Source organism: Streptomyces musisoli (assembly GCF_016741855.1).
In the GTDB taxonomy this organism is placed as follows: Bacteria; Actinomycetota; Actinomycetes; order Streptomycetales; family Streptomycetaceae; genus Streptomyces; species Streptomyces musisoli.
Genome location: NZ_JAERRH010000004.1, coordinates 181,223 through 207,743, shown reverse-complemented (window position 1 = coordinate 207,743; position 26,521 = coordinate 181,223). Strand labels below are relative to the sequence as shown.

Below are 26,521 nucleotides of genomic sequence, written 5' to 3'. Positions count from 1 at the left end.
GGGCTCTCTACGGCCCCGCCCGCCGAAGCCCCGCCCCGCGGGTCCGGGCAACGCCGAAGGGCGGCCACCCCGTGGGGTGACCGCCCTTCAGTGGACGTACGCCTTACTGGTTGTACGGACCGTAGTCGTAGTCCTCCAGCGGAACGGCCTGGCCGGAGCCGGTGCCGAACGGCGAGTAGTCGATGTCGTCGTAGCCGACGGCCGAGTACATCGCGGCCTTGGCCTCCTCGGTCGGCTCGACCCGGATGTTGCGGTAGCGGGACAGGCCCGTACCGGCCGGGATGAGCTTACCGATGATGACGTTCTCCTTGAGGCCGATGAGGCTGTCGGACTTGGCGTTGATCGCCGCATCCGTCAGGACTCGGGTCGTCTCCTGGAAGGAGGCGGCCGACAGCCAGGACTCCGTCGCCAGCGAGGCCTTGGTGATACCCATCAGCTGCGGACGACCGGAGGCCGGGTGACCGCCCTCCTGGACCACACGACGGTTCTCGGTCTCGAACTTCGAGCGCTCGACCAGCTCACCGGGCAGCAGCTCGGCGTCGCCGGACTCGATGATCGTCACGCGGCGGAGCATCTGCCGGATGATGATCTCGATGTGCTTGTCGTGGATCGACACACCCTGCGAGTTGTAGACCTTCTGGACCTCGCCGACCAGGTGGACCTGGACGGCACGCTGACCCAGGATGCGCAGCACGTCGTGCGGGTTGGTGGCACCCACGGTGAGCTGCTGGCCCACCTCGACGTGGTCGCCCTCGCGGACCAGGACCTTGGCACGCTTCGAGATCGGGAACGCCGTCTCGTCGCTGCCGTCGTCCGGGGTGACGACGAGCTTCTTGGTCTTCTCGGTCTCCTCGATCCGCACGCGGCCGGAGGCCTCGGAGATCGGGGCCACACCCTTCGGGGTACGGGCCTCGAAGAGCTCGACGACACGGGGCAGACCCTGGGTGATGTCGTCACCGGCCACACCACCGGTGTGGAAGGTACGCATCGTCAGCTGGGTACCGGGCTCACCGATGGACTGGGCGGCGATGATGCCGACCGCCTCACCGATGTCGACCAGCTTGCCGGTGGCCAGCGAACGGCCGTAGCACATCGCGCAGGTACCGACGGCGGACTCACAGGTCAGGACCGAGCGGGTCTTGACCTCCTCGACGCCGGCCTTGACCAGCTGGTCGATGAGGACGTCACCGAGGTCGACACCCGCCGGGGCGAGCACCTTGCCGTCCACGACGATGTCCTCGGCGAGGCAGCGCGCGTACACGGACGTCTCGGCGTTGTCCGCCTTGCGCAGGACGCCGTCGGCGCCACGCTCGGCGATGGCCAGCTTGAGGCCGCGCTCGGTGCCGCAGTCCTCCTCGCGAATGATGACGTCCTGGGAGACGTCGACCAGACGACGGGTGAGGTAACCCGAGTCGGCGGTACGCAGAGCGGTGTCCGCCAGACCCTTACGGGCACCGTGCGTGGAGATGAAGTACTCCAGCACGGACAGACCCTCACGGAACGAGGCCTTGATCGGACGCGGGATGGTCTCGTTCTTCGCGTTCGACACCAGACCACGCATACCGGCGATCTGCCGCATCTGCATCATGTTTCCTCGGGCACCCGAGTCAACCATCATGAAGATGGGGTTCGTCTTGGGGAAGTTCTCGTTCATCGCCTCGGCGACCTCGTTGGTCGCCTTGGTCCAGATCGCGATGAGCTCCTGAGTGCGCTCTTCCTTGGTGATCAGACCGCGCTCGTACTGCTTCTGGACCTTCTCGTCCTGCGCCTCGTACCCGCGGACGATCTCCTTCTTCGCCTCGGGAACGACGACGTCGGAGATGGCCACGGTGACACCGGAACGGGTCGCCCAGTAGAAGCCGGCCGCCTTCAGGTTGTCGAGCGTCGCCGCCACGATGACCTTGGGGTAGCGCTCGGCCAGGTCGTTGACGATCTCGGAGAGCTGCTTCTTGCCCACCGAGTAGTCGACGAACGGGTAGTCCTCGGGCAGCAGCTCGTTGAAGAGCGCGCGGCCCAGGGTGGTGCGCAGGCGGAACGAGTCACCCTGCTGCCACTCGGGCTCACCCTCCTCGCGCGCCGGCGGGGTCCAGCCGCGCGGCGGGATGGTGCCCACCGGGAAGCGGATGTCGATCGGCGACTGCAGCGCGAGCTCGCCGGCGTCGAACGCCATGATCGCCTCGGCCGTGGAGCCGAACGCGCGGCCCTCGCCCTTGGTGTCACGCAGCTCGCCGTCGGTGGTGAGGAAGAACAGACCGAGGACCATGTCCTGGGTCGGCATCGTCACCGGACGGCCGTCGGCCGGCTTGAGGATGTTGTTCGAGGACAGCATCAGGATGCGGGCCTCGGCCTGCGCCTCCGCGGACAGCGGCAGGTGCACGGCCATCTGGTCACCGTCGAAGTCCGCGTTGAACGCGGTGCAGACGAGCGGGTGGATCTGGATGGCCTTGCCCTCGACCAGCTGCGGCTCGAAGGCCTGGATGCCGAGGCGGTGCAGGGTGGGAGCACGGTTCAGCAGGACCGGGTGCTCGGCGATGACCTCTTCGAGGACGTCGTACACGACCGTGCGGCCGCGCTCCACCATGCGCTTGGCGCTCTTGATGTTCTGCGCGTGGTTCAGGTCCACCAGGCGCTTCATCACGAACGGCTTGAACAGCTCCAGCGCCATCGCCTTGGGCAGACCGCACTGGTGCAGCTTCAGCTGCGGACCGACGACGATCACGGAACGCGCGGAGTAGTCCACACGCTTGCCGAGCAGGTTCTGACGGAATCGACCCTGCTTACCCTTCAGCATGTCGCTGAGGGACTTCAGCGGGCGGTTGCCCGGACCGGTGACCGGGCGACCACGACGACCGTTGTCGAAGAGGGCGTCAACAGCCTCCTGAAGCATGCGCTTCTCGTTGTTGACGATGATCTCCGGAGCACCCAGGTCGAGCAGGCGCTTCAGACGGTTGTTGCGGTTGATGACACGGCGGTACAGGTCGTTCAGGTCGGAGGTCGCGAAGCGGCCACCGTCCAGCTGCACCATCGGACGCAGGTCCGGCGGGATGACCGGGACGCAGTCCAGGACCATGCCCTTGGGGCTGTTGGACGTCTGGAGGAACGCGGAGACGACCTTCAGACGCTTCAGGGCACGGGTCTTCTTCTGGCCCTTGCCCGTGCGGATGATCTCGCGGAGCTTCTCGGCCTCCTCGTCGAGGTCGAAGGACTCCAGGCGCTTCTGCAGCGCCGCGGCACCCATCGAACCGTCGAAGTACGTGCCGAAGCGGTCACGCAGCTCGCGGTAGAGCAGCTCGTCGCCCTCGAGGTCCTGGACCTTGAGGTTCTTGAACCGGTTCCACACCTCGTCGAGGCGGTCGATCTCGCGCTGCGCACGGTCGCGCAGCTGCTTCATCTCGCGCTCGGCACCCTCGCGCACCTTGCGGCGCACGTCGGCCTTGGCGCCCTCGGCCTCCAGCTCGGCCAGGTCGGTCTCGAGCTTCTTGGCGCGGGCCTCGAGGTCGGCGTCGCGACGGTTCTCGATCTGCTGGCGCTCGACCGAGACGTGCGCCTCCAGGGAGGGCAGGTCGCGGGTACGGCGCTCCTCGTCCACGAACGTGATCATGTACGCGGCGAAGTAGATGACCTTCTCGAGGTCCTTGGGCGCCAGGTCGAGCAGGTAGCCGAGGCGCGACGGGACACCCTTGAAGTACCAGATGTGCGTGACGGGCGCGGCCAGTTCGATGTGGCCCATCCGCTCACGGCGCACCTTGGCGCGCGTGACCTCGACGCCGCAGCGCTCACAGATGATGCCCTTGAAGCGGACGCGCTTGTACTTGCCGCAGTAGCACTCCCAGTCCCGGGTCGGACCGAAGATCTTCTCGCAGAAGAGTCCGTCCTTTTCGGGCTTGAGCGTGCGGTAGTTGATGGTCTCGGGCTTCTTGACCTCACCGTGGCTCCACTGACGGATGTCGTCAGCGGTGGCCAGGCCGATCCGGAGCTCGTCGAAGAAGTTGACGTCGAGCACTATGCGTCAATCCCTCTCAGGGTCGAAAGTCTGTGGTCTGAAACGGGGGCCTGGGGGTCGGCGGAGGCCCTCATGGGTGAGGGCCCCGCCGGACTCCCGTCAGACCTCTTCGACGCTGCTCGGCTCGCGCCGGGACAGGTCGATACCGAGCTCCTCCGCAGCGCGGAAGACGTCCTCGTCGGTGTCGCGCATCTCGATGGACATACCGTCCGAGGACAGCACCTCCACGTTGAGGCACAGGGACTGCATTTCCTTGATGAGCACCTTGAAGGACTCGGGAATGCCGGGCTCAGGGATGTTCTCGCCCTTGACGATGGCCTCGTAGACCTTCACGCGGCCGGTGACGTCGTCGGACTTGATGGTCAGCAGCTCCTGGAGGGCGTACGCGGCGCCGTAGGCCTCGAGGGCCCACACCTCCATCTCACCGAAGCGCTGACCACCGAACTGGGCCTTACCACCCAGCGGCTGCTGGGTGATCATCGAGTACGGACCGGTCGAACGGGCGTGCAGCTTGTCGTCGACCAGGTGGTGCAGCTTCAGGATGTACATGTAGCCGACCGAGATCGGGTCCGGGAACGGCTCACCGCTGCGGCCGTCGAACAGCCGCGCCTTGCCGGACGGGAGCACCATGCGCTCGCCGTCGCGGTTCGGGATGGTGTGCTGGAGCAGACCCGCCAGCTCGTCCTCGCGGGCACCGTCGAAGACCGGGGTCGCGACGTTGGTGCGCGGGGCGACCTGGTCGGCGCCGATGACCTGGAGACGCTGGGCCCACTCGTCCGCGAGGCCGGAGACGTCCCAGCCGCGGCTGGCGAGCCAGCCGAGGTGGATCTCCAGGACCTGTCCCGGGTTCATTCGGGACGGCACACCCAGCGGGTTGAGGATGATGTCGACCGGGGTGCCGTCCTCCAGGAACGGCATGTCCTCGATCGGCAGGATCTTGGAGATGACACCCTTGTTGCCGTGACGGCCGGCGAGCTTGTCACCGTCGGTGATCTTGCGCTTCTGCGCGACGTACACGCGCACCAGCTGGTTCACACCGGGGGGAAGCTCGTCGCCCTCCTCGCGGTCGAAGACGCGCACGCCGATGACCTTGCCGGTCTCACCGTGCGGCACCTTCAGCGAGGTGTCACGGACCTCACGCGCCTTCTCACCGAAGATCGCGCGGAGCAGGCGCTCCTCGGGGGTCAGCTCGGTCTCACCCTTCGGGGTGACCTTGCCGACGAGGATGTCGCCGGCGATGACCTCGGCGCCGATGCGGATGATGCCGCGCTCGTCGAGGTCGGCGAGGACCTCCTCGGAGACGTTCGGGATGTCCCGGGTGATCTCCTCGGGGCCGAGCTTGGTGTCACGGGCGTCGACCTCGTGCTCCTCGATGTGGATCGAGGAGAGGACGTCGTCCTGCACGAGGCGCTGCGACAGGATGATCGCGTCCTCGTAGTTGTGACCCTCCCACGGCATGAACGCCACGAGCAGGTTCTTGCCGAGGGCCATCTCGCCGTTCTGGGTGGCCGGACCGTCGGCGAGGACCTGGCCCTCGATGATCCGGTCGCCCTCGTTGACGATGACCTTCTGGTTGACCGAGGTGCCCTGGTTGGAGCGGGCGAACTTGGCCAGGCGGTACGTGATGTACGTGCCGTCGTCGTTGGCGGTGGTGATGTAGTCCGCGGAGACCTCCTGGACCACACCGGCCTTCTCGGCCTTGACGACGTCGCCGGCGTCGACGGCGGAGCGGTACTCCATGCCGGTGCCGACGAGCGGGGCCTCCGACTTAATCAGCGGAACGGCCTGGCGCATCATGTTCGCGCCCATGAGGGCACGGTTGGCGTCGTCGTGCTCGAGGAACGGGATCATGGCGGTCGCGACCGACACCATCTGGCGCGGCGAGACGTCCATGTAGTCCACGTCCTCGGGGCCGACGTAGTCGACCTCGCCGCCACGGCGGCGGACCAGGACGCGGTTCTCCTCGAAGCGGAGCTCGTTCGTCAGCGGCGCGTTGGCCTGCGCGATGACGAAGCGGTCCTCCTCGTCGGCGGTCAGGTAGTCGACCTCGTCGGTGACCTGGCCGTCGATGACCTTGCGGTACGGGGTCTCGACGAAACCGAACGCGTTGACCCGGCCGTAGGAGGCGAGCGAGCCGATCAGACCGATGTTCGGGCCTTCCGGCGTCTCGATCGGGCACATACGGCCGTAGTGCGAGGGGTGCACGTCACGGACCTCGAAGCCGGCCCGCTCACGGGAGAGACCACCCGGGCCAAGGGCCGACAGACGGCGCTTGTGGGTGAGACCCGACAGCGGGTTGTTCTGGTCCATGAACTGCGACAGCTGGCTGGTGCCGAAGAACTCCTTGATGGAGGCGACGACCGGCCGGATGTTGATCAGGGTCTGCGGCGTGATCGCCTCGACGTCCTGGGTGGTCATGCGCTCGCGCACGACACGCTCCATACGGGCGAGACCCGTACGGACCTGGTTCTGGATCAGCTCGCCGACGCTGCGCAGGCGACGGTTGCCGAAGTGGTCGATGTCGTCCGTCTCGACGACGATCGTGTCGCCGCTGTCACCGGTGGTCTCGGTCTCGCCGGCGTGCAGCTGCACCAGGTACTTGATCGTCGAGATGATGTCCTCGACGGTCAGGATGCCCGCGTCGAGCGGAGCGTCCGCACCCAGCTTCTTGTTGACCTTGTAGCGGCCGACCTTGGCGAGGTCGTAGCGCTTCGGGTTGAAGTAAAGGTTCTCGAGAAGCGTCTGCGCGGCCTCACGCGTGGGGGGCTCGCCCGGACGCAGCTTGCGGTAGATGTCGAGCAGCGCGTCGTCCTGGCCCTGGGTGTGGTCCTTCTCCAGGGTGGCGCGCATCGACTCGTAGTCGCCGAACTCCTCGAGGATCTGCTCGGTCGTCCAGCCGAGCGCCTTGAGCAGAACGGTGACCGACTGCTTGCGCTTGCGGTCGATACGGACACCGACCATGTCGCGCTTGTCGATCTCCATCTCCAGCCAGGCACCCCGGGACGGGATGATCTTGGCGGAGAAGATGTCCTTGTCGGACGTCTTGTCGATGGAGGAGTCGAAGTAGACACCGGGGGAACGGACCAGCTGCGACACCACGACACGCTCGGTGCCGTTGATGACGAAAGTGCCCTTGTTCGTCATGAGCGGGAAGTCGCCCATGAAGACGGTCTGGGACTTGATCTCGCCGGTCTCGTTGTTGGTGAACTCAGCGGTGACGAAGAGCGGGGCGGCGTACGTGAAGTCGCGCTCCTTGCACTCGTCGATGGAGTTCTTCGGCGGCTCGAAGCGGTGGTCCCGGAACGTCAGGGACATCGACCCGGAGAAGTCCTCGATCGGGGAGATCTCCTCGAAGATCTCCTCCAGACCGGACTTGGTGGGGACGTCCTGACCGTTCTCCAGAGCCTCCTCGACCCGACTCTGCCAGGCGGTGTTGCCGAGCAGCCAGTCGAAGCTCTCGGTCTGCAGCGCGAGCAGGTTCGGAACCTCGAGGGGCTCCTTGATCTTTGCAAAGGAGATGCGCAGCGGGGCGGTGCTGGCGCCGTTGTTCGTATTCGCGGTCGAGGCAGTGCGCGAGGCGGCCAAGAGGGGGTCCTTCCGAGGGCTCGGACTCACTACGCGCGTACCGGTCCCTCCCCGTACACAGGGACGGAAACCCCAGGTCAGGGGGGCTTCGGTCGACTGTGCTCAAGTGAGGGCAGACCCCTGGTGACGGGCAGGGGACAGCTAACAGGCAGCGCAAAGGGTCAGTGTAGCCACTTGGCACACTGATGTCCAGTGCGGGTTTTCGAAGACCCTCGTTGTGCTCAACGCCCTTGTCAACGCCCTCGGCCTGCTGCCCTCAACGCACGTTGATACTGCCCTCTTCGTCGTCGATCCATGCCTCGGATTCGGATCCTTGTGACGACGCGTCCTGAGAATTGCGCGCTGCGTGCGGTTCGTCAAGGCCCCCCTGCCTGAAGCAGGCCCGTCCGGTGTCACAACGAAGATCACCATACCCCCCGCCGTGGCGAGTGCAAGGCAACCGCGGTCGGTCCCCGGATACGCCGAAGAGCGACCACCCGGATGGATGATCGCTCTTCGGTGCGCTCGCGTTACAGCCCGGGGACGCCGGTTTCAGCGCCCCACGCGGCCGTGTTCAACGCGTGTTCGAGTCCAGGGACCCGGAAAGGTCTTACTTGACCTCGACGGAGGCGCCGGCGCCCTTGAGGGACTCGGCGGCCTTCTCCGCGGCCTCCTTGTTGACCTTCTCGAGGACCGGCTTCGGGGTGCCGTCGACGAGGTCCTTGGCCTCCTTCAGACCCAGGGAGGTCAGCTCACGCACGACCTTGATGACCTGGATCTTCTTGTCGCCGGCGCCGGTGAGGATGACGTCGAACTCGTCCTTCTCCTCCTCGGCCGGGGCGGCGGCGGCCGGGCCGGCCGGGCCCGCAACGGCGACCGCGGCGGCGGCGGTGACGTCGAACTTCTCCTCGAAGGCCTTCACGAACTCGGAGAGCTCGATGAGGGTCATCTCCTCGAACTGAGCGAGCAGGTCTTCCTGGCTGAGCTTCGCCATGATGGCGGTCCTTCCACTAAATCGGCGGGTGCCGGATGTACTGGGTGAGGCGGGCGTACGTCGGCCCGCTGAGACCCTCGCCGCCGTCAGGCGGCCAGGATCAGAAAGCGAGCCGAATTACTCGGCACCGCCCTGCTCGTCCTGCTTGGCACGAAGCGCGTCCACGGTGCGGACGAGCTTCGACGGGAGCGCCTGGAAGACCTGAGCAGCCTGAGTCTGCTTGCCCTTGAAGGCACCAGCCAGCTTGGAGAGCAGAACCTCGCGGGACTCGAGGTCCGCAAGCTTCTTGATCTCATCGGCGGACAGCGCCTTGCCGTCAAGGACACCGCCCTTGATGATGAGATTCGGGTTGTCCTTGGAGAAGTCACGAAGACCCTTCGCCGACTCCACCGGGTCACCGGTGACGAAGGCGACAGCCGTCGGACCAGCGAAGAGCTGGTCGTCGAGCGTGATCCCGGCCTCGTTGGCCGCAATCTTGGTCAGCGTGTTCTTCACCACGGCGTACTGGGCGTTCTCACCGAGCGACCGGCGCAGCGTCTTGAGCTGCGCCACGGTGAGACCGCGGTACTCGGTCAGCACGGCGGCGTTGGAGCTGCGGAACTTGTCCGTCAGCTCCGCAACCGCGGCAGCCTTGTCGGGCCTCGCCATAGAGCCTCGGCCTCCTTCCGGGTGATTCGGACCGCGCGGACCCGAAGGAGGACTGGGCAAAACGAAACGCCCCGGCGCAGGCGCACGGGGCGGACTCGACCAGCCGCACACGTCGAAACGTGTGCCCCGGGAGTTCTTCCACAGTCACCTGCGCGGGTCGTCCACTTTTCAGCGGATCCTTCGGCCACCGCACCCTCGTTGGAGCGCACGGCAACGACCAGCGGTCTTTGGCTTCTGGAAGAGAGTACGGGACCTGGGCGCCTACGAGCAAATCGCACCGTCAGCAACTGGCGGGACGGCGGCGGCCGGGCCGCCGGTGCGCGCGACGGCGCGCAGGGAGGCTCGTGGAACTCCCCCCGGGAAGCGCCCGGGCCCGCGTGCCCTCGGCGCACGACGGGCCCCTGAGCGCCCCTCGGGGGCCTTGGGGATGCCGCAGGGTCAGGAGACGGTGCCGCTGCCGGTGCCGCCCGTCATGGTGCCGCCGGACTTCAGCAGGTCCGCGAAGTCCTTGGTGTCGGCGGCCGGAGGGGCCTCGGCGGCGACCTTCACGCCGTAGTCGCTGTAGAGCGTGGTGTTGGTCATGGTGCCGTTGGCCGTGTCGGCCTTCTCGGTCTTCTTGATCAGCAGGTCCTGGTCGTTGATCCAGATGTCGACCGTGTCCGTGGTCACGCCCGCCTGGCTGAGCTGCTGCTTCAGGGCGGACATCTGGTCGGCGCTGAGGTTGCTGGACTTGTCGGCGAGGTCGGCGACGTTCACCGTGCCCGAGTAGTGCGTGGCGTGGACGCCGGAGACCGTCTCCTCGCCGACCTTCTTGACGTCGCCGGAGGCCAGCAGCAGCTTCACGGACTGGTTCGGCGTCGCGTTCTGGATCTGGTCCTTCATGTACGAACCGGAGGCGCCGCCGAGCTTGGCGAGGTCGTCGTAGGAGTACTTGAGCCAGTGCTTGCCGCCGGTCTGCTGGGCGTAGGCGTCGCTCATGTGCGCGTAGTAGGCGTCCGGCAGGTACCGGGCCTCCATCGACTGGGTGCCGGCCTTCTTCATCATCTCGGCCATCCGGCCGCCGGTGTACGTGATGGTGAGGTTGCCTTTGAGGCCGTCGTTCCAGGTGAGGGCGCCGTTCGAGGTCATCGACATGAGGTCGCCGACGGACATCGTGGACCGCACCTTGGCCGAGTCGGCCTTGTCGGTGGACTTCTCGGCGGACCGCAGAGCGGCGATGGGGCTGACGTTTATCGCGGTCTTGCCGCCCGCCTTGTCGCCGCTCTTGTCGGAGTCGGAGGAACCGCAGGCGGCCACTCCGGTCAGCGCGGCCACCACCGCGATGGAAAGGGTCACCCGGCGCACGGTCGTGCTCTTCATCTAGTCCCACCCCTAATGCGTGTCCTGTGCCTGAACGGTACCCAGGCCACTGACAGTCGTGCGTAAGGTCGTACAAAGAAAGGACGGGCCCGGAACCTCGAAGGTTCCAGGGCCCGCCCTTTTCGTTGCGCGTACCCGACGCGGCTACCGGTGTGAGCCGAGGGCTCAGACGGCGGCCGGGTCCTCCTCGACGAGGAGGTTGCGGGTGCGGTTGGGGTCGACCGGAATGCCGGGGCCCATCGTGGTGGTGATGGCGGCCTTCTTGATGTAGCGACCCTTGGCGGCGGACGGCTTCAGACGGAGGATCTCCTCCAGCGCGGCGCCGTAGTTCTCCACCAGCTTGGCGTCGTCGAAGGACGCCTTGCCGATGATGAAGTGCAGGTTCGAGTGCTTGTCGACGCGGAACTCGATCTTGCCGCCCTTGATCTCGGTGACGGCCTTGGCCACGTCGGGGGTGACGGTGCCGGTCTTCGGGTTCGGCATCAGACCACGCGGACCGAGCACGCGGCCGAGGCGGCCGACCTTGCCCATGAGGTCCGGGGTGGCGACGACGGAGTCGAAGTCCAGGCGGCCCTTCGCGACCTCGTCGATCAGCTCGTCGGCACCGACGATGTCGGCGCCCGCGGCACGCGCGGCCTCGGCACGGTCACCGGTCGCGAAGACCAGGACCCGGGCGGTCTTACCGGTGCCGTGCGGAAGGTTCACGGTGCCACGGACCATCTGGTCGGCCTTGCGCGGGTCGACACCCAGACGGAAGGCGACCTCGACGGTGCCGTCGAACTTGGTCGTGGAGGTCTCCTTGGCGAGACGGACGGCCTCGAGCGGGGCGTACAGCTTCTCCCGGTCGACCTTGGCGTCCGCAGCGCGGAGAGCCTTGCTGCGCTTGCTCACAACTTGCTCCTGTGTGTTCTGAAAGGAGTCGTGGTCCCTGGGCCGAGCAGGCCCTGCCACGTGCGGTCGGCCACGACCGCATGACTGCTAGAGGTGGGTTCAGCCCTCGACCGTGACGCCCATGGAGCGCGCGGTACCGGCGATGATCTTCGCCGCGGCGTCCAGGTCGTTCGCGTTCAGGTCGGGCATCTTGGTCGTGGCGATCTCGCGGACCTGCGCCTCGGTGATCTTGGCGACCTTGGTCTTGTGCGGCTCGCCGGAGCCCTTCTCGATGCCCGCGGCCTTGAGGATCATCTTCGCGGCCGGCGGCGTCTTGGTGACGAAGGTGAAGGAACGGTCCTCGTAGACCGTGATCTCCACCGGGATGACCCAACCGCGCTGCGACTCGGTCGCGGCGTTGTAGGCCTTGCAGAACTCCATGATGTTGACGCCGTGCTGACCCAGCGCCGGGCCGACCGGCGGAGCCGGGTTGGCGGCGCCGGCCTGGATCTGGAGCTTGATGAGCCCCGTGACCTTCTTCTTCTTGGGAGGCATGCTCTCTCCGGGTCCTTGCTGAGAGGTTGACTGCCATCCGCGTCATCCGGATCCATGCCGTTGCACGATCCCGCAGATGGCATACCGCACAACGATAGCTTCTGTCCCCTCGGGACAAGAAATCGTCCAGGTCAGAGGGTCTGCGCGGGGCCTTCCGGGCGTCGGTCGCGCAGTACGCGCACGGCTCCGGCGGCCAGTGCGAGCAGGGTGAGGCCGCCCGGCACCGCGAGCAGCGCGGCGACGGTCCCCCGCCCGGTGTCCGCGGCGAGTGCGACGCGTTCCGGCTCGCCGGGCGCGGCGCGCACGTACACGGTGTCGCCCTCGGCGTGGCCCCCCGCGCGCGTGCCGACCGGGAGCCCGGCGGTCACCTGCTCCCCCGCGTGCGGGTAGGTCACCGTACAGCCGCCGAGGAGGCAGGTTCCGGCGTGGAAGGTGGCCGCGGTCGGTTCCGCGCCCCGCACCTCGGTGCGCAACCAGGCCGCCGGCAGGAAGACGGCGTAGGCCGGCGCCAGCGCCAGGGCGGCCACCGTGCCGACGACGGCCGGCCGGACACGGCGAGAGCGCCCCGGCCCGGTGCTCACCGGCGGGGCGCTCTCGGAGGGAGTGCTCAGTTCTTCTGGATCTGGTCGAAGGACAGCTCGACCGGGGTCTCGCGGCCGAAGATCTCCACCAGGCCCTTGACCTTCTTCGAGTCGGGGTTGATCTCGTTGATGGTCGCCTGAAGCGTGGCGAACGGGCCGTCGGTGACGGTGACCGAGTCGCCGACCTCGAAGTCCAGCACCTGGACCTCGACCTTGCGCTGCGGAGCGGGCTTGCCCTCGGCCTCGGCGGCCTCGCGGGCGGCCTTCTCCTCGGCCTCCGGGGCGAGCATCTTGACGATCTCGTCCAGGGTCAGCGGGTACGGGTCGTAGGCGTTGCCGACGAAGCCGGTGACGCCCGGGGTGTTGCGGACGACGCCCCAGGACTCGTTGGTCAGGTCCATGCGGACCAGGACGTAACCCGGCAGCTTGTTCTGCTTGATCGTCTTGCGGTCGCCGTTCTTGATCTGGACGACCTCTTCCTGCGGCACCTCGGCCTGGAAGATGTAGTCCTCGACGTTCAGCGAGACGGCGCGCTGCTCCAGGTTGGTCTTCACGCGGTTCTCGTAGCCGGCGTACGTGTGGATGACGTACCACTCGCCGGGCAGGGTGCGCAGTTCCTCGCGCAGGGCCTGGATCGGGTCGACCGGAGCGGCCGGCTCCTCCTCGGCGACCTCCGCGACGGCGGCTTCCTCGTCGGCAGCCTCTTCGTCGGCGGCCTCTTCGTCGGCGGCCTCTTCGTCCTCGTCCTCGGCGTGCAGGGCGGCCTCCTCGGCCGGCTCACCCGCCTCGGCCTCGGCAGCCTCGAACTCGTCCTGCTCGTCCGCGCCCTCGACGATGTCGAGCTCCTCATCCACCGTCTCGGCAGCCAGCCCGCGGGGCTCGGTGGCGTCGTCGTTCAGGTTCGGGTCAGACACGATGGCTGCTTCTTCCTGGATACATAGGGGTGGAACATGCGAAAACGGGCGCCGGTGCCACGGCGCCCTTCGCTCTTGGCTCAGCCGAAGACGTACTTGGCGGCGTGGTTGAGCCCATAGTCAATCACGGTCACCAGCGCGATCATGATGGCGACGAAGAAGATCACCACGGTGGTGTACGAGGTCAGCTGGTTACGCGTCGGCCAGACGACCTTGCGGAGTTCCGCGATGATCTGGCGGTAGAAGGTGGCCAGGCGCTTGAGCGGGCCCTGCTTGGCGCGCTTGCCGCCCTTGCGGGCCTTCTTCTTGGACTCGGGCACCTCGTCCTGGGCATCAGGCGTGTCGATGGAGCCCACGGCGTCCGTCATTGTCCTCACCTGGTCCCGGGTCGTGGCCGTGCCGCGCCCGGTTTCTGAGCCGCACGGCGGTGCATTGCTGTACGTACATGCGCACACATCCTGGCGGTGTGTGTAGCAGGGCCGGAGGGACTTGAACCCCCAACCGCCGGTTTTGGAGACCGGTGCTCTACCAATTGAGCTACGACCCTTTGTGTGTCCCCCAACGTACCGCATCCGACCGGGTGCTCGGTGTGCACCGGCTGGGTGACGGCCGCCGAAGGCCAACGAGGTGAGAGTGTACGTGTTCCACGGCCCAACGTCGAACAGAAAGTGCCCGTTCGGAGCCATGCAGCCAAAGATCGTCCTGGCCCGGGGCCGGATTCGGACCCGTGTTCACGCCTCGACCCCTTGCTGTTCAGTCTGTGAAACCCGCGTGCCCGGGGGATTTCCGGTCTGGAACGATGGGCCGCATGAGCGCTGCAACCCCTCCCACCGAGCGCCGGGTCTCCGCCCGAGTCGGCGCGATCTCCGAGTCCGCCACCCTCGCCGTGGACGCCAAGGCCAAGGCCCTCAAGGCCGCCGGGCGTCCGGTGATCGGCTTCGGCGCGGGTGAGCCCGACTTCCCGACCCCGGACTACATCGTCGAGGCGGCCGTCGAGGCCTGCAAGAACCCGAAGTACCACCGCTACACGCCGGCCGGCGGCCTGCCCGAGCTGAAGGCCGCGATCGCCGCCAAGACGCTGCGCGACTCCGGCTGGGAGCCCGACGTCTCGCAGATCCTGGTCACCAACGGCGGCAAGCAGGCCATCTACGAGGCCTTCGCCGCGATCCTCGACCCGGGCGACGAGGTCATCGTCCCGGCGCCGTACTGGACGACGTACCCGGAGTCGATCCGCCTGGCCGGCGGTGTCCCGGTGGAGGTCGTGGCCGACGAGACGACCGGCTACCGCGTCTCCGTGGAGCAGCTGGAGGCGGCGCGCACGGAGAAGACGAAGGTCGTCCTCTTCGTCTCCCCGTCCAACCCGACCGGCGCGGTGTACTCCGAGGCCGAGACCGAGGCGATCGGCCGCTGGGCCGTCGAGCACGGCCTGTGGGTCCTCACGGACGAGATCTACGAGCATCTGGTCTACGGCGACGCCAGCGCCGTCTCGCTGCCCGCGCTGCTGCCCGAGCTGCGCGACAAGTGCATCGTGGTCAACGGCGTGGCGAAGACGTACGCCATGACCGGCTGGCGCGTGGGCTGGGTCATCGGCCCGAAGGACGTCGTCAAGGCAGCGACGAACCTCCAGTCGCACGCCACCTCGAACGTCTCCAACGTGGCCCAGGTGGCCGCCCTGGCCGCCGTCTCCGGTGACCTGGAGGCTGTGGCGAAGATGCGCGAGGCCTTCGACCGCCGCCGCAAGACGATCGTGCGGATGCTCAACGAGATCGACGGCGTCCTCTGCCCGGAGCCCGAGGGCGCGTTCTACGCCTACCCGTCGGTCAAGGCGCTGCTCGGCAAGGAGATCCGCGGCAAGCGCCCGCAGGACACCGTCGAGCTGGCCGCGCTGATCCTGGAGGAGGCCGAGGTCGCGGTCGTCCCGGGCGAGGCCTTCGGCACGCCGGGCTACCTGCGGCTCTCCTACGCGCTCGGCGACGAGGACCTGGTCGAGGGCGTGAGCCGGATCCAGAAGCTGCTGGCCGAGGCCCGGGACTAGTCCCCGCGCTTCCTCCACGCGCGCGTGCGGGCCGTTTCCCTTCGGGGAGGCGGCCCGCTTCTGTGTGCGGGCAAGACCACGTACGGGGAAACGGCTACCGGTGTGGCGGGTGTGTACGGCAGGATCCTGGGATGGAGCGTGTACGTGACCTCTCTGAGCTGCCGAAGGCCCATCTGCACCTGCACTTCACCGGCTCGATGCGGCCGGGGACCGTCCTGGAGCTGGCCGACAAGTACGGCGTGCGCCTGCCCGACGCGCTGACGGACGCCCTCACCAGCGGGGAACCGCCCAGACTGCGCGCCACGGACGAGCGGGGCTGGTTCCGCTTCCAGCGGCTGTACGACGCGGCGCGCTCCTGTCTGCGCCGGCCGGAGGACATCCGGCGGCTGGTCCAGGAGGCCGCCGAGGAGGACCTGAAGGACGGCTCGGGCTGGCTGGAGATCCAGGTGGACCCGACGTCGTACGCGCCCCGGCTGGGGGGTCTGATCCCGGCCCTGGAGATCATCCTGGACGCGGTCGAGACGACGTCCCGGGAGACCGGCCTCGGCATGCGCGTCCTGGTCGCCGCGAACCGTATGAAGCACCCCCTGGACGCGCGCACGCTGGCCCGGCTGGCGGTGCGGTACGCGGACCGGGGCGTGGTCGGCTTCGGGCTCTCCAACGACGAGCGGCGGGGCATGGCGCGGGACTTCGACCGGGCCTTCCACATCGCGCGGGACGGCGGTCTGCTGTCGGCCCCGCACGGCGGCGAGCTGACCGGGCCGGCCTCGGTCCGGGACTGCCTGGACGACCTGCACGCCACGCGGATCGGGCACGGGGTGCGGGCGGCCGAGGACCCGCGGCTGCTGAAGCGGCTGGCCGACCGGGGCGTGACCTGCGAGGTGTGCCCCGCCTCGAACGTGGCGCTCGGGGTGTACGAGAAGCCGGAGGACGTCCCGTTGCGCACCCTCTTCGAGGCGGGCGTGCCGATGGCCCTGGGCGCCGACGATCCGCTGCTGTTCGGCTCCCGGCTGGCCGCGCAGTACGAGATCGCCCGCCACTCCCACGGCTTCTCGGACGCCGAACTCGCGGAGCTGGCGCGGCAGTCGGTTCGGGGCTCGGCCGCGCCGGAGGAGGTCAGGGCGCGGCTGCTGGCCGGCGTGGACGACTGGCTGGCGCGCCCCGCCGGCTGACCTCACCCGGCGGACTCCGCGGCGGAGATCCCGCCGAGCAGGGTCTTCGCGAGCCGGGCGGCGAACTCGTCCACCGCCGGCCTCTCACCGCTGTCGGTGGCGTCGTAGGCGAACGCACGCTGGGCGCAGGCGCCGAGGAGGAGGGACGCGGCGGCGTAGGTGTCGGCGCCGGCGCGGACCCGGCCGGCGTCCTGTTCGGCGCGGAGGTAGGCGTCCAGGCCCTGGATGGGCAGGTGCGGGCCGGAGCCGAGGGTGCGCAGGACGTCGTCGTGGCGCCGCTTGAGCTGGGTCTCGGCGTACAGGGAGGCGGCGATCGGGAAGCTCTGCTCGTAGAAGAGGGCGGCCTGGCGGGCGATCTCGGTGAGGTTCTCCTCCAGGGTGCCCTGTCCCGGTTCGGCGGCGAGGCCGCCGAGCAGCGGGGTGAGCCGGGGCAGCCGCTCGGTGAGGACCCGCACGAACAGCTCTTCCTTGCTGTCGAAGTGCTTGTAGAGGGCCGCTTCGGAGCAGCCGGCCGCGCGGGCGATCTCCTTGGTGGTGGCGCGGGCGAGTCCGACGGTGAGCATCAGCTCGTGGGCGGCGTCGAGGATGCGGACACGCGTCGGCTTCGTCTGCATGGGGCTCCTTGTCGGGCTTGACGGGTGGGTGAGTGCTTACCCACTCTAGGAGGCAGCGGGGTGAGTGAGCACTCACCCACCTTTCGTGGAGCAGGGGGAGACACCATGAGGCTCACTGTTTTCGGCGCCACCGGGGGGATCGGCCGGGAGCTGGTCCGTCAGGCCCTGGATGCCGGGCACGAGGTCACGGCGGTCGTCCGGGACCCGGCCCGGCTCGGTGTCACGGACGATCGCCTGGAGGTCGTCCGCAGCGGCCTGGCCGACCCGGAGGAGCTGCGCGCCGCGGTGCGGGGCCGGCACGCCGTCCTGTCCGGGCTGGGCGCGCGCAGCCGCAAGGACGCCGGGGTGACCGCCCGGCTGACCCGTACGGTCCTGGGCGCCATGGAGGCGGAGGGCGTGCGCCGGCTGCTGGTGGTCAGCGCCGGTCCGGTGGGGCCGGCTCCGGCGGGCGACGGTGTCCTGGACCGCGGGATGCGGAGCCTGGTGTCGGCGATCCTCAAGGACGTCTACGCCGATCTGCGGGAGACGGAGGCCGAGCTGGCCCGCAGCGGCACGGACTGGACGTCCGTACGGCCGCCGCGCTTGCAGGACAGGCCGCTCACCGGCCGCTACCGCACCGTGGTCGGCGGCTTCCCGTCCAGGGGCCGCTTCATCGCGCGCGCGGACGTCGCGCACGCGATGCTGTCGATGATCGACGCCGGGGAGACGGTGAAGCAGGGGGTGGGCGTGGCGTACTGAGCCGGCCCGGCTACAGGCTCACGCCGACGGTCACCGGCTCGTTGACCAGGGTGACGCCGAATGCCTCGTGGACGCCGGCGACCACCTCGCGGGCCAGGGCGAGCAGGTCCTCCGTGGTGGCACCGCCCCGGTTGGTGAGGGCGAGGGTGTGCTTGGTGGAGATGCGGGCGGGGCCGGTGCCGTAGCCCTTGGTGAAGCCCGCCTTGTCGATCAGCCAGGCCGCGGATGTCTTCGTGCGGCCCTCCCCCGCCGGGTAGGCGGGCGGCTCGACGCCGTCGCCCAGCCGTTCGCGCACGCGCGCGTGGAACGCGGCGAACTGCTCGCCGGTGAGGATCGGGTTGGTGAAGAAGGACCCGGCCGACCAGCTGTCGTGGTCCTCGGGGTCCAGCACCATGCCCTTGCCCGCGCGCAGCTTCAGTACGGTCTCGCGGGCGTCGGCCAGCGGTACCCGGTCGCCGGGCTCCGCCCCGAGCGCGCGGGCCGCCTCGGCGTACTTGACCGGCGCGGACAGCCCGTCCGCGTCCTCCAGCTCGAAACGGACCCGGAGCACGACATAGCGCTCGGGGTCGGCCTTGAAGCGGCTGTGGCGGTACGAGAAGGCGCACTCCTCGTTCGTCAGCGTGACCGTCTCGCCGGCCCGCCGGTCGTACGCGATCACCTCGGTGATCGTCGAGGAGACCTCCTGGCCGTAGGCGCCCACGTTCTGGATCGGCGTGGCGCCGGCGGAGCCGGGGATGCCGGCCAGGCACTCGATGCCGGCGAGCCCGGCCTCCACGGTGCGGGCGACGGCGTCGGTCCACACCTCGCCGGCCGCGAGCTCCAGGGTGGTGCCGCGCAGTTCGACACCGCGGGTGGCGATGCGCAGGGCCGTGCCGTCGAAGCCCTTGTCGCCGATGACCAGGTTCGATCCGCCGCCGATGAGCAGCAGCGGGGTGCCGCTGTCGTCGGCCTCGCGGACGGCGGAGATCACCTCGGCGTCGGTCGTGGCGGTCACCAGCCGCGTCGCGGGACCACCCAGCCGGAAGGTGGTCAGCGGGGCAAGGGGGGCGTCGTGGAGTACCTGCACGGGCCCAAGACTACGAGACACCTCCCGCGGCCCCGCACACCCGAGCGACCCTGCGGCCGTCCGGCCGGTGCGGCGGGCGGTGCGGCGGGCGGCGGGCGGCGGGCGGCGGGCGGCGGGCTGACACACGCACGCACGCGCGCGTGGCCCGGCGAAAGCCGTGGGTCCACGCGCGCGTGCACGAGGCTGCCGTCCGGCGGCGCACACACACCCGCGCGCGTGGACCGGCGTGTGCCGTGGGTCCACGCGCGCGTGCGCGCCGCTGCCGCCCGGTGGTGGCTAGGGTCTTTCGTTTGGATCAGGCCGGATCAGGGAGCGCGGCGTGATCCGAACGAGGGGCCCTAGGTGAGCCGCCGTACCGCCTCCTCCCAGCTCACCGGCAGTTCGCCGGCGGTGGCCTGCCAGCCGGCGAACTTGGCGGAGTGCATCTGGGCGGCCAGGGAGCGGGAGGTGGGCCGGTGGGCACCGGAGCGGGCGAACTCCTTCAGCGCTTCGGCGGACTCCCAGGCGGACAGCGTCCAGAAGGTCCGCCGCAGGGGCTGCGCCCGGAGGGTGGCGCCGCAGGCGCCGGGGGCGCGGCCGACCTGCCGCCACACGGCCGGTGTGCGGAGGAGGAAGCGGAGGGCACCCCACAGGGTGCGGGTCTCGAAGCGGGAGGCGAAGACGTGCACCTCGGTGCCGGGCGGCGGGGTGTTCCGCGTGGTCCAGGGAAGGGTGGGCATCGCGGGCTCCTTGTGTGGGAGTGGCGCGGGTCAGCGGGAGGTGGTCTCGAGGAGCGGTTCGGGTGCCTGTCCGGCCGCCGTGGCGGGGCGGGCGGCGCTCCGGCGGGCGGGGATCACCAGGGCCGCGACCGCGGCGAGGGCGACCACCGCCGAGCCGGTGACCAGGGCGGGCCGCAGGCCGTCCACGAAGCTCTGCGCGGACTCGTAGCCGCCCTGCGCGGAGAAGATCGAGGACATGACCGCGATGCCGAGCGCGCCGCCCACCTCGCGCAGCGCGTTGTTCGCGCCGGAGGCGATGCCCTGCTCCTGCGGGTGGACGCTGGACATGACCAGGTTGGCGGCCGGGGCGAAGTAGAGGGCCATGCCGACACCGCTGATGATCAGGGCGGGCAGCTGGACGGCGTAGGAGGCGTCCGCGGTGGCCACCCAGGCCATGTAGCCGAGGCCGGCCGCCTGGAGGAACAGGCCCGCGGCGACGACCGGCCGGCCTCCTATGCGGTCGGAGAGGATCCCGGCGACGGGCGCGACGAGCATCGGCATGCCGGTCCACGGCAGCATCCTGAGCCCCGCCTCGGTGGGCGAGTAGCCGAGGACGCCCTGCATGTACTGGCTGAGCAGGAAGATCGAGCCGAACATCCCGACGAACATCAGCAGGCTGGCCGCGTTGATCCCGGCGAAGGCGCGGGAGCGGAACAGGCGCATCGGCAGCATGGGGGCGGCCGCACGGGAGCTGTAGAGGACGAAGCCCGTCAGCAGCGCCCCGCCTCCGATCAGTGCGGTCAGCACCACGGCGTCGGTCCAGCCGTCGGCGGGCCCGCGGACCAGGCCGTACACGATCCCGAAGAGTCCGCCGCTGGCGAGCAGTGTGCCGGGGAGGTCGAGCCGGGCCCCGGTTCCGTAGGACTCGGCGAGGCGCAGTCGGGCGAGCGGCAGCGCGACCAGCCCGAGCGGGACGTTCAGCCAGAAGATCCAGTGCCAGGAGACGTGCTCGGTGAGGCTGCCGCCGATCAGCGGCCCGGAGGCGACGGCGAGGCCGTTGACGGCACCCCAGATGCCGTAGACCATCCCCCGCCGGGCCGCGGGGACCGCCGCGGTCAGCAGGGTCAGGGTGAGCGGCATCATCACGGCCGCGCCGACTCCCTGGACCGCGCGGGCGGCGATCAGGGAGCCGATGCCGGGGGCCAGGGCCGCGGCGGCGGAGGCGCCGGTGAAGACGGCGAGTCCGACGATGAAGAGCCGGCGGCGTCCGAAGCGGTCGCCGAGCGCGGCGCCGAACATCAGCAGGACGGCGAAGGTGAGCGTGTAGGCGCTCACCGTCCACTCCAGGTCGTCCAGTGCCCCGCCGAGGTCCTCGCGGATGGAGGGCAGGGCGGTGGTGACGACGAGGTTGTCCAGGGCCGCCATGAACCCGGCGACGCTGGTGATGACGAGGGCCCACACGGCCCCCGCGCGTGAGGTGGCGGCGGGTGTTGCTGTCTGCTGTTTCATCGCTCCCCCGGAGTGATCTGCGGTTAGTAATTGATGACTAACTTTCGCGGCCATGAGAAGGCGCCGACGCCCGCCCCGCCCGCACTACTTCTGCAGGCGCCCCGTCGTCCGAGCCGACGGATAGAGCCCCTCCCACACCCGGTGCTGCGGCGGGAAGCCCATGGACACCAGGCAGTTGATCAGCATTCCGTACGCCAGGAAGGTGGTCGTCTCGTTGACGTCCGCACCGAGTGGCAGGTGCACCGTGCCCCACAGCCGCATCCAGCCGGCCCGGACACTCTCGCCGAATTCGTGGTCGCCCTCCTCCTCGGCGGCCGCCACCGCGACGTACATCTGCATCTGCATCATCATCCGCTCGGGATGTTCCGCGATGACCGTGGTGTACGCGTTGGCCATGGCATGCAGGGCCTCTTCACCCCGCAGCCCTTCGGAGGCTTCCTCGAAGGTGCGGATGGTGTCCTCCACGCAGCGTTCCGCCGCCGCCAGGAAGATCGCTTTCTTGCCCGGGAAGAGGCGGAAGAGGTACGGCTGCGACACTCCGACCCGCTTGGCGATCGCGTCGGTGGAGGTCCCGTGGTAGCCGCCGCGCGCGAACTCGGCCATCGCCGCGCGGATGACGCTCTCGCGCCGCTCTTCTGCACTCATCCTGGCCATGCGGCTAAGTTAGTACTCAATCACTAACTTTGCAAGGCGGTTCCCGGGCTGGATGCACGTAAGGGGTGCCCTCCCCGGGAGGGCACCCCTTACATCCGCGGTCTGTGGCCCGCGGATCAGGCCAGTCGCACGACCGCCCGGGACATGCCCAGCACCTTCTGGCCTGCGCTCGTCGCCGTGAGGTCCACCCGGACGGTGTTGTCGTCCAGCTTCGCCGCGACCTTGCCGCTCACCTCGACCAGGGCGCCCTGGTCGTCGTTCGGGACGACGACGGGCTTGGTGAAGCGGACGCCGTACTCCACGACCGCTCCGGGGTCGCCGGTCCAGTCGGTGACCACACGGATCGCCTCGGCCATGGTGAACATGCCGTGCGCGATGACGTCCGGCAGGCCCACCTCCTTGGCGAACTTCTCGTTCCAGTGGATCGGGTTGAAGTCCCCGGAGGCGCCCGCGTAGCGCACCAGCGTGGCACGCGTCACGGGGAAGCTCTGCGCCGGCAGCTCGGTGCCGACCTCGACGTCGTCGTACGCGATCTTCGCCGTCATCGGGTCCTCACGCCTCCTCGGCCGCGCGGGCCACGAGCTTGGTCCAGGCGGTCACGACGTGCTCGCCGGCCTCGTCGTGCACCTCACCGCGGATGTCCAGGATGTCGTTGCCCGCGAGGGACTTGACGCCCTCGATGGTGGAGGTGACCGTGAGCCGGTCGCCGGCGCGCACGGGGCGGACGTAGGCGAACTTCTGGTCGCCGTGCACCACACGGCTGTAGTCCAGCCCCAGCTGCGGATCCCGGACGACCTGTCCGGCGGCCCGGAAGGTGATGGAGAACACGAAGGTCGGCGGGGCGATCACATCGGGGTGGCCGAACGCCTTGGCGGCCTCGGGGTCCGTGTACGCCGGGTTGGTCTCGCCCACCGCCTCGGCGAACTCGCGGATCTTCTCCCGGCCCACCTCATAGGGCGCGGTGGGCGGGTAGGTCCGTCCCACGAAGGACTGGTCGAGCGCCATGGCCCGGCACCTCCTGATATTTGCTGTACTGACCCCAAATTAGCCGGAAACCGGCCACGGAATGGGCATGGTGCTGGTGGGGGCGGTGGGGCGCCGCACCGGTGGAAACGCCGTGAGGCCGCCCCCTCGGAAGGGGACGGCCTCACGGACGAGCCTGTTTATCGCGTTTCGCGGTGCGCAGTGTGCGCGTTGCAACGCGGGCAGTGCTTCTTCATCTCAAGACGGTCCGGGTTGTTACGCCGGTTCTTCTTGGTGATGTAGTTCCGCTCCTTGCACTCCACGCAGGCCAGCGTGATCTTCGGGCGGACGTCGGTGGCAGCCACGTGAGTGCTCCTATGACGAACGGGTGGACTGATTCAACGCAAAAAGAGTAGCCGATCGAAGGACCGACCCCGCAATCGGCTACTGTCAGTAGCGGTGACCGGACTTGAACCGGTGACACAGCGATTATGAGCCGCTTGCTCTACCGACTGAGCTACACCGCTTTGATGAGATCAGACCCCACCTTGCGGTGGGGACCTCTCACACCAGAGCCCCAAAACGGAATCGAACCGTTGACCTTCTCCTTACCATGGAGACGCTCTGCCGACTGAGCTATTGGGGCGAGCGATGAAGACATTACACGGTCCGCCGCCGTTCACCCAAATCCGTATCCCGCCGCCCGTCCCGGCCCGCCTCACCGTCCTCTCGGCGCCCTCCGGACCCCGTGCGGCGCGGCTCCCCGCCGCCGGCTCACCAGGGGTGTGAGGGCAGCGGTGCCGAAGCCGGCGGCCCTGACACGGAAGCCTCGCCGACGGCAACGGCACGCGCGCGTGGAACCTCGCCGGCGGCTTCGCGAGGGCCTCACTCACGGCGACGGCGGTGACGGCGCGCGCGTGGGGACGCGGGCCTGGGCCAGGCGGTGACGGCACGCGAGCCTGGGCCAGGCGGAGGAGGACGTGGGCCTTGGGTCAGGCAGAGGAGGACGTGGGCCTTGGGCCAGGCGGAGGAGGCGGCACGCGTGCGTGGGGGTGAACCCAGGTCGTGCGAGGCGGCCCGGACACGCGTGCGCGTGGGCGTCGTCGGGGGCGGCTTTGGCCACGCGCGTGGGCGACACGTGTACCGCCTGGGGTGGACCACGCCGGTACGACTATTGCGCTCCTGCGCGACCCGCACGGCTCGCGACCCTAGGCTCGACTCACTCTGCGTGATCTTGGGGCTCACGGCCTCGAACCCCTCACGCCGGCCCGCCCGAGCCCCGGCCCCGACCCTGGAGCGCGATGCCCGACAGTCAGCCGCAGCCGCAACCGCCGTCGAACTCCTCGGGGTCCTCGGGACCGTCCGAGCCGGCCGCCCTCCTGCTCTGCGGGGCGCGGCTCACCGACGGCCGGACCGTGGACGTGCGGCTGGGCAGGGGGCGCATCGAAGCGGTGGGCACGACGGGCAGTCTCGCGCCGGGTCCGGCCCGCAAGGGCGTCGCACGGGTGGACCTCAGCGGCTACCTGCTCCTGCCGGCCCCGGCCGAACCGCACGCCCACGGCGACACCGCCCTGTCCGCCGAGCGGCCCGGCCCGGCGTCGTACGCCCCCGAGGACGTCCAGCGCCGGGCGACGGAGGCGGCCCTGCTCCAGCTCGGGCACGGGGCGACGGCGGTGCGCGCGCATGTGCGCGTGGGCGACGTCCAGGGGCTCGGTGCGCTGGGCGCGGTCCTTCAGGCACGGCGGTCGCTGCGGGGGCTGGCGGAGCTGACGACGGTGGCCATGCCACGGCTGCTGACCGGGGTGGCCGGGGCGGACGGGCTCGCGATGCTGCGGGACGCGGTGAAGATGGGCGCCTCCGTGGTGGGCGGCTGCCCGGATCTGGATCCGGACCCCACCGGCTACGTGGAGGCGGTCCTGGAGGTGGCCTCCGAACACGGCTGCCCGGTGGACCTGCACACGGATGCCGCCGACCCGGCCCGGCTGTCCCGGCTCGCGGCCATGGCGGGGGGCCTGCGGCCCGGCGTGACCATCGGACCGTGCGCGGGGCTCGCGCGCCTGCCCGCGGAGGCCGCCTGCCGCGCCGCCGACCAGCTCGCGGCGGCAGGTGTGACGGTGGTGTGCCTGCCCCAGGGCGGCTGCGGCGGCGCCGACAAGCGGGGCGCGGCGCCGGTACGGCTGCTGCGCGCGGCCGGGGTGCGGGTGGCGGCCGGCAGCGGGGCCATGCGCGATGTCGCGAACCCCGTCGGCCGCGGCGACCCCCTGGAGGCCGCCTACCTCCTGGCCTCGGCGCACGGCCTGCGTCCGGAGGACGCCTACGGCGCCGTGTGCGCCTCGGCCCGTGCGGTGCTGGGCCTGCCGGAGGTACGTGTGGAGGCGGGCTTCCCCGCCGAGCTGCTCGCCGTCCGCGGCGAGCATCTGGCCGGCGCGCTCTCCCTGGCCTACAGCCGGATCGTGGTGCACCGGGGCCGGGTGGTGGCCCGTACCAGCGCGGTGCGCGAGTACTGCAACTCGGCGGCGGCAGCGGAACTCGGGCTGCCGCGGCAGGGGCGTGGGGAGGTGTCGTGAGCCCGCACCGGGCGCGCGTCGGTGGGATGTGCCGGGGCCTTGCCGGGTGCGCGTCGGTGCGGTGTGCGTGGGGCAGGCCGGGCGCGCGTCGGTGGAGTGTGCCAGGACCGGGCCGGGCGCGCGTCGGTGCGGTGTGCAGGCCCGTCCGGGGCGCGCGTCGGTGGGGTGTGCCGGGGCCTTGCCGGGTGCGCGTCGGTGCGGGCGGGCCGGGTGCGCGTCGGTGCGGGCGGGCCGGGCGCGCGTCGGTGCGTGTGCCGGGGTCGTGTCGGGCGCGCCGGTTAACTCGTGCGGCGGATGCGGCCCTTCGGGCGTACGGTCGGAATCATGCGCATTGTCATCGCTGGTGGTCATGGTCAGATCGCGCTGCGGCTGGAGCGTCTGCTCTCCGCGCGCGGGGACGAGGTCGCGGGCATCATCCGCAAGCCCGAGCAGGGTGACGATCTGCGGTCCGCCGGCGCGGAACCCGTCCTGCTCGACCTGGAGTCCGCCTCGGTGGAAGGGGTCGCGGCGCACCTCCAGGGTGCGGACGCGGCGGTCTTCGCGGCCGGCGCGGGCCCGGGCAGCGGCACGGCCCGCAAGGACACGGTGGACAGGGGCGCGGCGGTGCTGTTCGCGGACGCGGCCGTACGCGCGCGCGTACGCCGCTTCGTGGTGGTGTCCTCGATGGGCGCGGATCCCGCGCACCAGGGGGACGACGTCTTCGACGTGTATCTGCGCGCCAAGGGTGAGGCCGACGCGTACGTCACCCGGCAGGAGGCACTGGACTGGACGATCCTGCGTCCGGGCGCGCTGACGAACGACGCGGGGACCGGCCTGGTGCGCATGGAGGCGCACACGGGGCGCGGCGCGATCCCGCGGGACGACGTGGCGGCCGTCCTCGCGGAGCTGGTGGACACGCCGGCGACGGCCGGTCTCACCCTCGAGCTGGTCAGTGGTTCGACGCCGGTGTCGGTCGCGGTCAAGTCGGTGGCCGGGAACTGACGCGGGCCGCCGGCCGTTGAACGGCTGTACCTGCTC

Annotated in this window: 23 protein-coding genes and 3 tRNA genes; 5 read left to right on the top strand and 21 right to left on the bottom strand. The window is 69.7% G+C overall.

Annotated features, from left to right (window positions below; genetic code table 11):
- Positions 1-103: 103 nt before the first annotated feature.
- The 11 genes from JK361_RS13525 to JK361_RS13475 all read right to left on the bottom strand — a co-directional run bounded on the left by JK361_RS13525 (position 104) and on the right by JK361_RS13475 (position 14,035).
- On the bottom strand, positions 104-4,003 hold the full coding sequence (locus JK361_RS13525) for a DNA-directed RNA polymerase subunit beta' (protein ID WP_201816795.1): 3,900 nt from the start codon (positions 4,001-4,003) through the stop codon (positions 104-106).
- A 99-nt stretch (positions 4,004-4,102) separates the two neighbouring features.
- Positions 4,103-7,588: a DNA-directed RNA polymerase subunit beta gene (gene rpoB / locus JK361_RS13520; RefSeq protein WP_201816784.1), complete on the bottom strand. Its 3,486-nt coding sequence runs from the start codon at positions 7,586-7,588 to the stop codon at positions 4,103-4,105.
- Between the two features lie 589 nt (positions 7,589-8,177).
- Positions 8,178-8,561, bottom strand: coding sequence for a 50S ribosomal protein L7/L12 (gene rplL, locus JK361_RS13515; RefSeq protein ID WP_201816774.1), 384 nt, complete (start codon positions 8,559-8,561; stop codon positions 8,178-8,180).
- Positions 8,562-8,678: 117 nt separating this feature from the next.
- Positions 8,679-9,209 (bottom strand): 50S ribosomal protein L10, encoded by a 531-nt coding sequence (gene rplJ, locus JK361_RS13510; protein ID WP_184964728.1) that lies wholly within the window; start codon positions 9,207-9,209, stop codon positions 8,679-8,681.
- Between the two features lie 438 nt (positions 9,210-9,647).
- Positions 9,648-10,568, bottom strand: coding sequence for an SCO4651 family lipoprotein (locus tag JK361_RS13505; protein ID WP_201816754.1), 921 nt, complete (start codon positions 10,566-10,568; stop codon positions 9,648-9,650).
- A gap of 165 nt (positions 10,569-10,733) precedes the next feature.
- Positions 10,734-11,459, bottom strand: a complete 726-nt coding sequence (gene rplA / locus JK361_RS13500) for a 50S ribosomal protein L1 (RefSeq protein WP_201816752.1) — start codon at positions 11,457-11,459, stop codon at positions 10,734-10,736.
- A 99-nt stretch (positions 11,460-11,558) separates the two neighbouring features.
- The gene (gene rplK / locus JK361_RS13495; RefSeq protein WP_033528316.1) at positions 11,559-11,993 is read right to left on the bottom strand and encodes a 50S ribosomal protein L11; all 435 of its coding nucleotides are present in this window, start codon (positions 11,991-11,993) and stop codon (positions 11,559-11,561) included.
- Positions 11,994-12,124: 131 nt separating this feature from the next.
- The gene (locus tag JK361_RS13490; protein WP_201816750.1) at positions 12,125-12,574 is read right to left on the bottom strand and encodes a hypothetical protein; all 450 of its coding nucleotides are present in this window, start codon (positions 12,572-12,574) and stop codon (positions 12,125-12,127) included.
- A gap of 26 nt (positions 12,575-12,600) precedes the next feature.
- Positions 12,601-13,488, bottom strand: a complete 888-nt coding sequence (nusG, locus tag JK361_RS13485; RefSeq protein WP_201816748.1) for a transcription termination/antitermination protein NusG — start codon at positions 13,486-13,488, stop codon at positions 12,601-12,603.
- Positions 13,489-13,568: 80 nt separating this feature from the next.
- The gene (gene secE, locus JK361_RS13480) at positions 13,569-13,856 is read right to left on the bottom strand and encodes a preprotein translocase subunit SecE (protein WP_201816745.1); all 288 of its coding nucleotides are present in this window, start codon (positions 13,854-13,856) and stop codon (positions 13,569-13,571) included.
- 106 nt (positions 13,857-13,962) lie between these two features.
- Positions 13,963-14,035, bottom strand: a tRNA-Trp gene (locus JK361_RS13475).
- Positions 14,036-14,296: 261 nt separating this feature from the next.
- On the opposite strand from JK361_RS13475, the gene JK361_RS13470 reads away from it, so the two are divergent.
- Positions 14,297-15,523 carry a pyridoxal phosphate-dependent aminotransferase gene (locus JK361_RS13470; RefSeq protein WP_201816742.1) on the top strand — a complete coding sequence of 409 codons (1,227 nt, stop codon included), beginning with the start codon at positions 14,297-14,299 and terminating at the stop codon, positions 15,521-15,523.
- A gap of 131 nt (positions 15,524-15,654) precedes the next feature.
- Positions 15,655-16,695 (top strand): adenosine deaminase, encoded by a 1,041-nt coding sequence (locus JK361_RS13465; RefSeq protein ID WP_201816739.1) that lies wholly within the window; start codon positions 15,655-15,657, stop codon positions 16,693-16,695.
- Positions 16,696-16,697: 2 nt separating this feature from the next.
- Here the strand turns inward: JK361_RS13465 and JK361_RS13460 are convergent, their stop codons facing one another.
- On the bottom strand, positions 16,698-17,309 hold the full coding sequence (locus JK361_RS13460; protein WP_201816735.1) for a TetR/AcrR family transcriptional regulator: 612 nt from the start codon (positions 17,307-17,309) through the stop codon (positions 16,698-16,700).
- A gap of 105 nt (positions 17,310-17,414) precedes the next feature.
- On the opposite strand from JK361_RS13460, the gene JK361_RS13455 reads away from it, so the two are divergent.
- Positions 17,415-18,047, top strand: a complete 633-nt coding sequence (locus tag JK361_RS13455; RefSeq protein ID WP_201816732.1) for an NAD(P)-dependent oxidoreductase — start codon at positions 17,415-17,417, stop codon at positions 18,045-18,047.
- 10 nt (positions 18,048-18,057) lie between these two features.
- On the opposite strand, the gene JK361_RS13450 is transcribed toward JK361_RS13455, so the two are convergent.
- The 9 genes from JK361_RS13450 to JK361_RS13410 all read right to left on the bottom strand — a co-directional run bounded on the left by JK361_RS13450 (position 18,058) and on the right by JK361_RS13410 (position 23,583).
- Positions 18,058-19,113, bottom strand: a complete 1,056-nt coding sequence (locus JK361_RS13450) for a UDP-N-acetylmuramate dehydrogenase (RefSeq protein WP_201816730.1) — start codon at positions 19,111-19,113, stop codon at positions 18,058-18,060.
- Between the two features lie 338 nt (positions 19,114-19,451).
- Positions 19,452-19,832: a DUF3291 domain-containing protein gene (locus JK361_RS13445; RefSeq protein ID WP_201816728.1), complete on the bottom strand. Its 381-nt coding sequence runs from the start codon at positions 19,830-19,832 to the stop codon at positions 19,452-19,454.
- 30 nt (positions 19,833-19,862) lie between these two features.
- Entirely contained in the window at positions 19,863-21,320 is a 1,458-nt protein-coding gene (locus tag JK361_RS13440; protein ID WP_201816724.1) for a DHA2 family efflux MFS transporter permease subunit, read from the bottom strand.
- An 84-nt stretch (positions 21,321-21,404) separates the two neighbouring features.
- On the bottom strand, positions 21,405-21,974 hold the full coding sequence (locus tag JK361_RS13435; RefSeq protein ID WP_201816710.1) for a TetR/AcrR family transcriptional regulator: 570 nt from the start codon (positions 21,972-21,974) through the stop codon (positions 21,405-21,407).
- 116 nt (positions 21,975-22,090) lie between these two features.
- Positions 22,091-22,519, bottom strand: a complete 429-nt coding sequence (locus JK361_RS13430) for a MaoC family dehydratase (protein WP_201816707.1) — start codon at positions 22,517-22,519, stop codon at positions 22,091-22,093.
- A gap of 7 nt (positions 22,520-22,526) precedes the next feature.
- Entirely contained in the window at positions 22,527-22,979 is a 453-nt protein-coding gene (locus JK361_RS13425) for a MaoC family dehydratase N-terminal domain-containing protein (RefSeq protein WP_201816705.1), read from the bottom strand.
- A 158-nt stretch (positions 22,980-23,137) separates the two neighbouring features.
- Positions 23,138-23,302, bottom strand: a complete 165-nt coding sequence (gene rpmG / locus JK361_RS13420; RefSeq protein ID WP_003948671.1) for a 50S ribosomal protein L33 — start codon at positions 23,300-23,302, stop codon at positions 23,138-23,140.
- A gap of 89 nt (positions 23,303-23,391) precedes the next feature.
- Positions 23,392-23,464, bottom strand: a tRNA-Met gene (locus tag JK361_RS13415).
- A gap of 46 nt (positions 23,465-23,510) precedes the next feature.
- Positions 23,511-23,583, bottom strand: a tRNA-Thr gene (locus tag JK361_RS13410).
- 655 nt (positions 23,584-24,238) lie between these two features.
- Between JK361_RS13410 and JK361_RS13405 the strand changes: the two genes are divergently transcribed.
- Together JK361_RS13405 and JK361_RS13400 are read left to right on the top strand one after the other, a co-directional pair.
- Positions 24,239-25,504 carry an amidohydrolase family protein gene (locus tag JK361_RS13405; RefSeq protein WP_201816702.1) on the top strand — a complete coding sequence of 422 codons (1,266 nt, stop codon included), beginning with the start codon at positions 24,239-24,241 and terminating at the stop codon, positions 25,502-25,504.
- Positions 25,505-25,828: 324 nt separating this feature from the next.
- Positions 25,829-26,485: an NAD(P)H-binding protein gene (locus JK361_RS13400; protein ID WP_201816701.1), complete on the top strand. Its 657-nt coding sequence runs from the start codon at positions 25,829-25,831 to the stop codon at positions 26,483-26,485.
- Positions 26,486-26,521 lie beyond the last annotated feature (36 nt).

Bases quoted from the DNA above. Each gene is read 5' to 3' on its own strand.
- JK361_RS13405 (WP_201816702.1), top strand. From the start codon at position 24,239: ATGCCCGACAGTCAGCCGCAGCCGCAACCGCCGTCGAACTCCTCGGGG.
- JK361_RS13460 (WP_201816735.1), bottom strand. From the start codon at position 17,309: ATGCAGACGAAGCCGACGCGTGTCCGCATCCTCGACGCCGCCCACGAG.
- JK361_RS13440 (WP_201816724.1), bottom strand. From the start codon at position 21,320: ATGAAACAGCAGACAGCAACACCCGCCGCCACCTCACGCGCGGGGGCC.
- JK361_RS13430 (WP_201816707.1), bottom strand. From the start codon at position 22,519: ATGACGGCGAAGATCGCGTACGACGACGTCGAGGTCGGCACCGAGCTG.
- JK361_RS13470 (WP_201816742.1), top strand. From the start codon at position 14,297: ATGAGCGCTGCAACCCCTCCCACCGAGCGCCGGGTCTCCGCCCGAGTC.
- JK361_RS13400 (WP_201816701.1), top strand. From the start codon at position 25,829: ATGCGCATTGTCATCGCTGGTGGTCATGGTCAGATCGCGCTGCGGCTG.
- rplK (WP_033528316.1), bottom strand. From the start codon at position 11,993: ATGCCTCCCAAGAAGAAGAAGGTCACGGGGCTCATCAAGCTCCAGATC.
- JK361_RS13505 (WP_201816754.1), bottom strand. From the start codon at position 10,568: ATGAAGAGCACGACCGTGCGCCGGGTGACCCTTTCCATCGCGGTGGTG.
- rplJ (WP_184964728.1), bottom strand. From the start codon at position 9,209: ATGGCGAGGCCCGACAAGGCTGCCGCGGTTGCGGAGCTGACGGACAAG.
- JK361_RS13465 (WP_201816739.1), top strand. From the start codon at position 15,655: ATGGAGCGTGTACGTGACCTCTCTGAGCTGCCGAAGGCCCATCTGCAC.
- JK361_RS13425 (WP_201816705.1), bottom strand. From the start codon at position 22,979: ATGGCGCTCGACCAGTCCTTCGTGGGACGGACCTACCCGCCCACCGCG.
- JK361_RS13445 (WP_201816728.1), bottom strand. From the start codon at position 19,832: ATGCCCACCCTTCCCTGGACCACGCGGAACACCCCGCCGCCCGGCACC.
- secE (WP_201816745.1), bottom strand. From the start codon at position 13,856: ATGACGGACGCCGTGGGCTCCATCGACACGCCTGATGCCCAGGACGAG.
- JK361_RS13455 (WP_201816732.1), top strand. From the start codon at position 17,415: ATGAGGCTCACTGTTTTCGGCGCCACCGGGGGGATCGGCCGGGAGCTG.
- JK361_RS13435 (WP_201816710.1), bottom strand. From the start codon at position 21,974: ATGGCCAGGATGAGTGCAGAAGAGCGGCGCGAGAGCGTCATCCGCGCG.
- rplL (WP_201816774.1), bottom strand. From the start codon at position 8,561: ATGGCGAAGCTCAGCCAGGAAGACCTGCTCGCTCAGTTCGAGGAGATG.